Annotated in this window: 8 protein-coding genes and 1 pseudogene; all 9 read left to right on the top strand. The window is 42.5% G+C overall.

The window, feature by feature from the left end:
* Positions 1 to 34: 34 nt before the first annotated feature.
* The 9 genes and pseudogenes from JJE29_04815 to JJE29_04775 all read left to right on the top strand — a co-directional run bounded on the left by JJE29_04815 (position 35) and on the right by JJE29_04775 (position 9486).
* Positions 35 to 799, top strand: coding sequence for an ABC transporter permease (locus tag JJE29_04815; GenBank protein ID MBK5251937.1), 765 nt, complete (start codon positions 35 to 37; stop codon positions 797 to 799).
* Entirely contained in the window at positions 781 to 1548 is a 768-nt protein-coding gene (locus JJE29_04810; GenBank protein ID MBK5251936.1) for an ATP-binding cassette domain-containing protein, read from the top strand. The genes JJE29_04815 and JJE29_04810 overlap by 19 nt, the downstream gene beginning before the upstream one ends.
* Positions 1538 to 2452: a UDP-N-acetylmuramate dehydrogenase gene (gene murB, locus JJE29_04805; GenBank protein ID MBK5251935.1), complete on the top strand. Its 915-nt coding sequence runs from the start codon at positions 1538 to 1540 to the stop codon at positions 2450 to 2452. Before JJE29_04810 ends, murB begins: the two co-directional genes overlap by 11 nt.
* The gene (locus tag JJE29_04800) at positions 2439 to 3209 is read left to right on the top strand and encodes a PHP domain-containing protein (protein MBK5251934.1); all 771 of its coding nucleotides are present in this window, start codon (positions 2439 to 2441) and stop codon (positions 3207 to 3209) included. The genes murB and JJE29_04800 overlap by 14 nt, the downstream gene beginning before the upstream one ends.
* Positions 3206 to 4066, top strand: a complete 861-nt coding sequence (rapZ, locus tag JJE29_04795) for an RNase adapter RapZ (protein ID MBK5251933.1) — start codon at positions 3206 to 3208, stop codon at positions 4064 to 4066. Before JJE29_04800 ends, rapZ begins: the two co-directional genes overlap by 4 nt.
* 159 nt (positions 4067 to 4225) lie before the next feature.
* Positions 4226 to 4409: pseudogene (locus tag JJE29_04790) on the top strand (hypothetical protein).
* Positions 4410 to 4453: 44 nt separating this feature from the next.
* The gene (locus JJE29_04785; protein ID MBK5251932.1) at positions 4454 to 4873 is read left to right on the top strand and encodes an NUDIX hydrolase; all 420 of its coding nucleotides are present in this window, start codon (positions 4454 to 4456) and stop codon (positions 4871 to 4873) included.
* Between the two features lie 90 nt (positions 4874 to 4963).
* Entirely contained in the window at positions 4964 to 5926 is a 963-nt protein-coding gene (gene whiA, locus JJE29_04780; GenBank protein ID MBK5251931.1) for a DNA-binding protein WhiA, read from the top strand.
* Positions 5926 to 9486, top strand: coding sequence for a DNA polymerase III subunit alpha (locus JJE29_04775; protein ID MBK5251930.1), 3561 nt, complete (start codon positions 5926 to 5928; stop codon positions 9484 to 9486). Before whiA ends, JJE29_04775 begins: the two co-directional genes overlap by 1 nt.
* Positions 9487 to 9512: the final 26 nt, after the last annotated feature.

Raw genomic sequence — 9512 nt, 5'->3', positions numbered from 1 at the left:
TTTTCACCACAGGAAATTGGAGGCAAGGTGCCTGATGAGGGATTCTATTACATCAAAAAATAGAAAAATCACATGGTTTTCGATTGCCTGTTTATTAGGAATATGGCAGATGATTTCCGGACTAATTAGTTCGGAAATCATTTTTCCATCTCCTTTTAGCGTGTTCAAGGGCATTGGATTCATCGTCCGGGATGACTACTTCTGGATATCGGTTTTGAGCACGGTAAAAAGAGGATTATTAGGTATATTGATTTCTATGCTGGCAGGGTGCGCCCTAGGTGTTTTTGCAGGGCTTAAAAAAGGCGGCAGGGTTTTTCTGCGTCCGTATGTGTCGCTTATAAGAACAACCCCGGTGGTTGTTCTTATATTGATTGCACTGATTTGGATGTCCGCAGACTTCGTGCCTGTATTCATAAGCTTCCTAATCTCATTTCCGATTATATACACCAATACGGTGCAAGGAATGCTAAATGTGGACAAAAGTTTGGTGGACATGGCAAAAGTATACAGGGTGAGCAAAAGCAGGATTCTAAGAGAAATCTATCTGCCTTCAATAAGCTCCTATCTGACGGCGGGAGTTTCTACTGCTATGGGAATAGGCTGGAAAGCTGTAATTGCGGCTGAAATATTGAGCCAGCCCAAGTATTCAATAGGGACAAGGTTGATTGAGGCAAAAATTTATCTTGAAATCGATCGTGTCTTCGCATGGGCGTTGGTGGCAGTTGCCTTAAGCTTCATTTTCGACAACCTTGTTAGAATAGTGGAGAAAAGGACGGTCAAATGGAAAACGATGGCGTAAGATATAAAATTGAAGGCATGAGCCTCAGATATGACAATTTGATTCTTTACGAAGATTTCGACATGGAGGTCAAAAAGGGCAGCATTGTTTGCTTGCTGGGACCTTCCGGTTGTGGAAAGACAACGCTTCTAAATGTAATTGGCAATCTGGAAAAGCCTGATGCGATGGCGGCAAACGATTTCGAGGCCCTTTCAAAATCATACATTTTTCAAGAACATAGGTTGCTTCCTTGGAAGACGGTTTATGAAAATGTCGCATTTGTAATTAAAGAAAGATTTGACGAAAACCGTGTAAAGGAATTGGTAGAGGAATACCTTAAGAAAGTGGAGTTGCTCGAATTCAAAGGCTACTATCCCGGAGAGCTGAGCGGAGGAATGAAACAGCGAGTCGCAATAGCGAGGGCATTTGTATACCCATCCGATGTGCTCATAATGGATGAGCCTTTCAAGGGACTAGACATTAGGACGAAACGAATAGTGATGGAAACATTCCTTAAGGCCTGGGAAAAAGACAAGAGAACGGTGGTGTTTGTAACCCATGATGTAGAGGAAGCGGTGCGGCTTGGGGACGAGATACACATATTGGACGGACCACCCGTAAAGGTCTTGGAAAAAATTCGGACAGACGGTGTTTTTAGGAACATAAGAACGGAAAACAAAGAATTCAGGGCTTTGCGCGATAGACTGAAATGCTTGCTGGATGGTGTATGCGAAGTGACAGGTGGAACAGGAGTGCGTGATGGAAAATAAAGAGATTTATGAGGAAATAAAAAAAATAATACCTAAAGATAGATTGCTTATTGACGAACCAATGAAAAACCACACGGCTTTTAAAATAGGAGGGCCAGCGGATTTAATGGTTTTGCCAAAAAGCGTAGAAGAAATAGAAAAGATATTGAATCTATTGGGAAGCTGCGAAGAGGGATGCTTTATTATGGGCAACGGAAGCAACCTTCTCGTTTCGGACAAGGGAATTAGAGGAACCGTGCTGAAGATAGGAGATCAATTCAGCAATGTGGACATAGAAGAGACGGCAATCCGAGCTCAGTCGGGGGTTCTTTTATCGTCGCTGTCAAAGATGGCAGCCAAAGAATCACTCACGGGAATAGAATTCGCAGGTGGAATACCGGGAACACTCGGTGGAGCAGTAGCCATGAACGCGGGGGCATATGGCGGCGAAATGAAGGATTTAGTCGAAGAGGTTACACTGATAGACAGAAAGGGTAAAATAACAAAGCTTGGCAGGGATGCCATGTCATTTGGATATAGGACAAGCATCGTTTCGGAGGGCAATCAGATAGTTCTTGAGGCACTTCTGAAGCTTCGAAAGGGAGATGCTGCGGAGATACTCGGGAAAATGAATGAATTCAGCATGCGCAGGAGCGAAAAGCAGCCCCTTGCGGTTCCGAGTGCAGGAAGTACATTTAAGCGACCTGAAGGCTATTATGCGGGTAAACTGATTCAGGAAGCAGGTCTAAAGGGACTTCGCCATGGAGACGCAATGGTTTCAGATAAACATTCGGGATTCATAGTCAATACGGGCGACGCATCTGCCGAAGATGTTCTATCATTGATAAAAACGGTCCAGAAGGTTGTCTTTGACAAATTCGGGGTTATGCTTGAAACGGAGGTAAAGTTCATTGGAGAGCGGTAGATTCTGGAGAATGGATGCAGACTATCATACTCATACGGTTTACAGCCACGGAAAGGGAACCATAAAAGATAATATTGAGTCTGCAAGAATAAAGGGAATAAAGATACTTGGCATTTCCGACCATGGCCCCGGACACAAGGGCTTTGGCATCAAAAAAGATGATATTTTTCTTATGCGTGATGAAATTGATAGCCTTAATGACATGTATGATGACATAGAGGTAAGACTGGGTTTAGAAGCTAACATTTCAATGACCGACGGTTCATTGGATGTTGACTATGAAATGATGCAGTCCCTTGATTATCTTATGGCCGGCTACCACTTTGGAACAATGGACAGGCCGATTCTTACCTCGGCGAAAATCCATTTCTATAACTATATTAGCGAACACAGCAATTCTATAGAACGGAGAGTTAAAATCGTAAACACCAAGGCGTTCATAAGGGCGATGGAATCATATGACCTTCTTGCCGTAACTCATCCGGGGGCTAAGGGTCCGCTTTTCATGGATGAAGTCATAAAGGCTGCAATGGAAAACGATGTATTTCTCGAAATAAACAACAAACATGGGCACCTAAGCGTTGATGAAATAAGGCTTGCGGGAGAAATGGGAGCAGATTTAATAGTGGGAAGCGATGCTCATAGGCCCGAGGATGTAGGAATGGTTGATGGAGCAATAGACATAATAGAAAAATCGGGAATAGATAGAAAAAACATATATAATATGACATATTTCAGTGAGGGGGTAGTCAAATGAAATTGGTTATCATAACAGGCATGTCGGGAGCCGGCAAGAGCAATGCTGCAAACTTTCTTGAAGATATAGGTTTTTATTGCGTTGACAACATGCCTCCGATTCTCATGAACAAATTCATAGATGTTCTTATCGAAAATAAAGAAATCAGCAAGGTGGGAATAATAACCGACATAAGAGGCGGAAGTTTTTTCGATGATCTTTTTGAGAGCATGGAGGAACTTAGGAAGAGAAACATACAATATGAAATCATTTTTCTTGAAGCCTCCGACGAGGAATTGATTAGGCGCTTCAAGCAAACAAGGCGAATGCATCCACTAAGCCAGGATGGAAATTTAGAGGAAGGAATAAAAAAGGAACGTGCAAAACTCAGAAAGCTTAGGAAAAAGGCTAACCATATTATAGACACAACTGACATGATTCCATCCCAGTTTAAAGAAATTCTGCAGTCCATATACATAAAAGGAGAAAAAAGCAGCAACCTTACTGTGAACATAATTTCATTCGGATACAAGAACGGCATACCGCTTGATGCGGATCTCGTTTTCGACGTACGGTTCCTTCCGAATCCACACTACATAGAAGACCTTAGGGAATATACAGGAAACGACGAAAGCGTAAGAAACTATGTTATGCAGTGGCCGGAAAGCAATGAATTTATGGAACGGTTAAAATCAATGGTGGATTTTCTTATGCCGTACTATATCCGTGAGGGAAAGTACCGGTTGATAGTGGCTGTTGGTTGCACGGGAGGCAAGCATCGCTCCGTTACAGTAGCAAATGAGTTATATGAATACATGAAGGAAAAAGGGAACAAGGTGGTTGTAAACCACCGCGATATTTCCCATTTAAAGGTATAAAACACTAAGCAAAAACGGATGAAAAAAATTATATTCTATTAGCAAAGCCACCGGTATTTGGTGGCTTTAATGGTTTTTGGGGTAATTAAGAAATGAAGTGAACTTCTATATTGAAAATAAAAACTATGAGTAGGCGGGATACGTGAAATAGCGAAGGAAATGTTTTCTATGCAGAACGGCTTCGCGATGAGCGCGAAGAAGGACGGTCTTGTCAACATGGACGGCCCTTGTAGGCATAAAAGACAACGAGGAGCTCTATACCTGCCGTGTGCTCTCTCATGGTTCCTATGGAGGTTATTGCCGATGTTGTCATAAATGTGGCAAAGAAGGATTTTGGACATGAATATGGAAATAAACATAAAGAGTAAATTTCGGGGAAGTGGAGTAGTGAAAAAAATTGTAAGCGCAGGCGGAATCGTAAGTTTCCACAATACCATACTGATGCTAAAAAAATTCAATGGCGATTGGGTCCTTCCAAAAGGAAAGGCCGAGAAAGGGGAGACCCTTCAGCAAACAGCTCTTAGGGAAGTCTTCGAGGAAACCGGAGTGCGCGCGGAAATAAAGGATTATCTCGGAAAAATTGAATATGAATACAAAAACTCATGGAACGAGAATCTTGTTTCGCAAAAGACTGTTCATTGGTTTTTGATGGATTCAAAGAGTATGACTTGCACACCTCTTAGAAACGAGGGATTCATAGAAGCTCGCTTCGTTCATGTGGATAGGGTGCTTGAGATGATTAAATATGAAGATGAAAAGGATATAGTGGCCAAAGCCATGGAATATATTGAAGCCTCCGGAAAGTGATTCTCGGGGGTTTTCATTTATGATGCGATATTCAATTGGAGTTCTATGTTATAATTTTAAGTATAACAATCACCTATGGAGGTGGCCGCTATGTCATTTTCATCAAAAACTAAAAACGAATTGACCCGCATAGAACAAACTAGACACGATTGCATGGTCGCGGAACTGTCGGCAATAGTTCATATAAGCGGAACGATAAAACTTGCGGGTAAAAATCGGGTAAACATAGAGGTAAGCATAAAAAATGCCGCAATTGCCAGGCATATATTCAGCCTGTTCAAGAATGCTTGCGGTGTTCATACAGACATAAGGATGCATAAGAATCTAAAGCTAAAAAAGGCGAATATATACACCGTGGCAATAGAAAAAGATGAGGGTGCAAATGAAGTGCTCGAGGCTTTGGGAATCATACGGAAGACGGACGGAGGGTTTTCAATAAACAATTCAGTGCCCTTTGAATTGCTTGAAAACGAAAAATGCAGGAGAGCCTATCTTAGGGGTGTTTTCATAGGCGGAGGTTCCTTGAGTGACCCGGAACGGTCCTACCATCTTGAGCTTGTTGCGCATAACATTGAATATGGCGAGGCCCTGATTGAGATGATGAGAGTCTACGAACTTTCTCCCAAAATGATTGAAAGGAAAGGAAGCCAAGTTGTGTACATGAAAGAGGGTGACCAGATAATTGATTTCTTAAATGTTATAGGGGCCCATCAAACACTGCTGGATTTTGAAAACATACGTATATTGAAACAGATGAGAAACAACGTGAATAGAATAGTAAACTGTGAAACGGCTAATCTGACGAAAACGGCAGACGCTGCATACAGACAAATACAAGATATACGTGTAATAGAGGAAGAAAAAGGTTTGGAGTATCTTACTGAAAGTTTACAGGAAATTGCGCAAGTAAGAATGACCAATAAAGAGGCAAGCCTCAAGGAATTGGGGCAGATGCTTGATTTGCCAATAGGAAAATCAGGCGTTAATCACAGGTTAAAGAAAATCAGGGAAATAGCCATTGAGATATTGGATAAAAAGGACGGACTAAAATGATGAATAAACCCGGTTTCTCCCATTTGCATGTGCATACTGAGTACAGCCTTCTGGATGGGTACGCAAGAATAAAAGAAATATTCAAAGAGGTAAAAGACCTTGGCATGGAATCTGTTGCCATAACCGACCATGGATCTATGTTTGGAGTTGTGGATTTTTATAAAAGAGCCCTAAAGGAAGGGGTCAAACCTATCATAGGCTGCGAGGTGTATACGGCTTCCAGAACCATGAAAGACAAGGATTCTATTAAGGATAAGAATTCGGGCCACCTCGTTCTTCTTGCTGAGAACAATACAGGCTACAAAAATCTTATTAAGCTGGTATCCAAGGCCTATACAGAGGGTTTTTACTATAAGCCGAGAATAGACTATGAGCTTCTTGAAAAACACACGGAAGGTCTGATAGCTCTTTCTGCATGCCTTGCAGGTGATATACAGCGGCTTATAATGGAGAGCAACCCGGAGAAGGCCAGGGAAAGGGCCAGTTACCTTAGCGGCATATTCGGAAAGGATAATTTCTATCTCGAGCTTCAAGACCATGGAATACCGGAGCAGAAGCTTGTGAACCGGGAGCTCATAAAGATAAGCGAGGAACTTGGCATTCCTTTGGTAGCAACAAATGATGTGCACTATATACGCAAGGAAGATAGCAAAGCCCATGACATACTTCTGTGCATACAAACAGGAAAGAATGTGAGCGATACAGAGCGAATGAAATTCCCGTCGGACGAGTTTTATCTAAAGTCTCCTGGCGAGATGGCGGAGCTTTTCGACTATGCCCCTGAAGCGCTGGAGAACACAGTAAGGATAGCCGAAAGGTGCTGCGTTACATTCGACTTCGACCAGATATATCTCCCTGAATTTGATGTTCCCAAGGGAACTACCAACAAGAAATATCTACGAAAGCTTTGCCAAGAGGGTCTTAGGGAGCGGTACGGAAATGGTGCCGACGAGCTTATGGATCGCTTCGAGTATGAAATAGGCGTAATAGAGGAGATGGGCTATGTGGATTATTTCCTCATAGTTTGGGACTTCATACGATTTGCAAAGGAAAGCGGAATCGTAGTTGGTCCTGGCAGGGGAAGTTGTGGAGGCAGCATAGTGGCATATGTGCTTAAAATCACAGATATTGACCCCATACGTTATAACCTCATTTTTGAGAGATTCTTGAATCCCGAGCGAATAACCATGCCGGATATTGACATAGACTTTGAGGATGATAGAAGGCAGGAAGTAATAGAATATGTAGTTGAAAAATATGGAAAAGAGAAGGTAGCGCAGATAATAACATTCGGAACTATGGCTGCAAGGGCTGCCATAAGAGATGTGGGCCGAGTGCTAGACATACCCTACGGAGAGGTTGACCGCATAGCCAAGCTTATTCCTACGGAACTTGGTATAACCATAGGAAAGGCTCTCGAAATAAGCACTGAATTCAAGTCCCTTTACGATTCCGACAGAAACGCAAAGTATCTAATAGACAATGCTCTCAAGCTGGAGGGCATGCCTCGCCACGCCTCAACACATGCAGCAGGTGTCGTTATTTCAAAGGACGCCATTGACGAGTATGTGCCGCTTTATCTTCATGACGACAGTGTTGTAACTCAGTTCACAATGGGGATTTTGGAGGAGCTTGGGCTTCTAAAGATGGACTTTTTGGGGCTTAGGAACCTAAGCGTAATAAAGAATGCGCTTAAATTCATAGAAGTCAGCCAATGTAAAAAAATAGAACTTAACTCCATAACCTTTGACGATCCTGATGTATTCGAAATGATTAGCAATGGAGATACATTGGGTGTATTCCAATTGGAAAGCGTCGGAATGCGCCAGTTTATGAAGGAACTTAAGCCCGAAAGCTTCGAGGATATAATAGCTGGGATTTCTCTCTTCAGACCGGGACCTATGGATTCGATACCGACATATATAAAGAACAAGAACAATCCCAAGGAAATAAAATATGTGCATGAGAGCCTAAAAAATATTCTTGATGTGACCTATGGATGCCTTGTATATCAGGAGCAGGTAATGCAGGTTGTAAGAGAACTCGGCGGTTACAGCTTTGGCCGAAGCGATTTGGTGCGCAGGGCAATGAGCAAAAAAAAGATGGAAGTCATGCAGAAGGAAAGGCAGTACTTCATACACGGAAAGATAGACGAAAACGGTAAAATCGAAATCGAGGGATGCATGCGGAAGGGTGTCCCTGAGGATGCGGCAAATAAAATCTACGATGATATGATCGACTTCGCGAAATATGCTTTCAACAAGAGTCATGCTGCAGCATACGCCATACTGGCGTACCAGACGGCATATCTGAAGCACTACTATCCGGTTGAATTCATGGCAGCGCTTCTTACAAGTGTTACAGGCAATTCTGCAAAAGTGGCCCAGTACATTCAGGATTGCAAGCGTATGGGCATAAATGTTCTTCCTCCCGACATAAACACCAGCTACAAGCATTTTACAGTGAACAAGGGCAACATAAACTTTGGACTGCTTGCAATAAAGAATGTTGGAAAGGGAATAATAGCTTCAATAATAAGCACAAGAAAATTGGCTCCGTACAAGAGTTTCATAGATTTTTGCGAAAGCGTGGAAACCTCCGAACTCAACAAGCGTGCGGTTGAAAGCATGATAAAATCCGGGGTTTTCGATAGCCTCAAGGTCAATAGGTCCCAGCTTCTTGGATGCTTTGAAAAAGTCATAGAGGGTATACAGAGGGACAAGAGAAGGAATGTTAAGGGGCAGGTCTCGTTATTTGATATGGGATCCGAGGAGACACTCGATGCACTCAGGTACGACAAGATACCCGAAAGGGAGGAGTTTCCAATGAAGACGCTGCTTACCTTCGAGAAGGAAATGCTCGGGGTGTATATAAGCGGACATCCTTTGGGAGAATATGAGGAACTGATTGGGAGCGGAAAATTTGTGACATCCTCAGAAATGAAAGAGCCACATGAGATAGGAGTACCATCGAGGGTAAAGGACAATGACCTTATCTATGCAACGGGGGTTATAATCGCAGTGCAGAAAAAATTCACGAAAAACAACAACCGTATGGCTTTTCTGCAAGTGGAGGACCTCTACAGCAGCTTTGAGGTAATTGTGTTTCCGAATGTATTCGAGAAATGCATTTCATGCATAGAGGAAGACAAGATAGTCATCGTCTATGGAAAGATAAGTTTCAAAGAAGAAGAGGAACCCAAAATACTCGCAGAAAACATATGCGCGCTTAATGAGGAAAACATAAAAGGCGTCGGTAAAATAGGCATGCGCTCTTCTAAATCCTCATACGGGTATCAGAGTAAAACAGATGTCGTAAAGGAAAAGCCACCCAAAGAGGACTGCAAGCTGTATATTAAGATAAAGCACTATGACAGGGTTATTCTGCAGTCCATAAAAAAAATACTCGCTAATTACCGGGGCGGGACATCTGTGTATATATATGTTGAGGATCAAGGAAAATCATTCGAAGCGAGCAAGGAACTCTGCGTGTCTCCGAATGAAGGGCTACTTAAAACCCTCAAGGTGGCATTTGGAGATGAAAGCGTAAAGCTTGTGTAAAAATTATAAAAAATACTGATTATCGA

It is taken from the genome of Peptostreptococcaceae bacterium (assembly GCA_016649995.1).
Lineage (GTDB): Bacteria > Bacillota > Clostridia > Peptostreptococcales > BM714 > BM714.
The sequence above is the reverse complement of the archived record's forward strand: the minus strand, read 5'-3'. Positions and strand labels throughout refer to the sequence as shown.

Coding starts and splice junctions, on each gene's coding strand:
- rapZ (MBK5251933.1), top strand. CDS start 3,206: ATGAAATTGGTTATCATAACAGGCATGTCGGGAGCCGGCAAGAGCAAT.
- murB (MBK5251935.1), top strand. CDS start 1,538: ATGGAAAATAAAGAGATTTATGAGGAAATAAAAAAAATAATACCTAAA.
- whiA (MBK5251931.1), top strand. CDS start 4,964: ATGTCATTTTCATCAAAAACTAAAAACGAATTGACCCGCATAGAACAA.
- JJE29_04815 (MBK5251937.1), top strand. CDS start 35: ATGAGGGATTCTATTACATCAAAAAATAGAAAAATCACATGGTTTTCG.
- JJE29_04810 (MBK5251936.1), top strand. CDS start 781: ATGGAAAACGATGGCGTAAGATATAAAATTGAAGGCATGAGCCTCAGA.
- JJE29_04775 (MBK5251930.1), top strand. CDS start 5,926: ATGAATAAACCCGGTTTCTCCCATTTGCATGTGCATACTGAGTACAGC.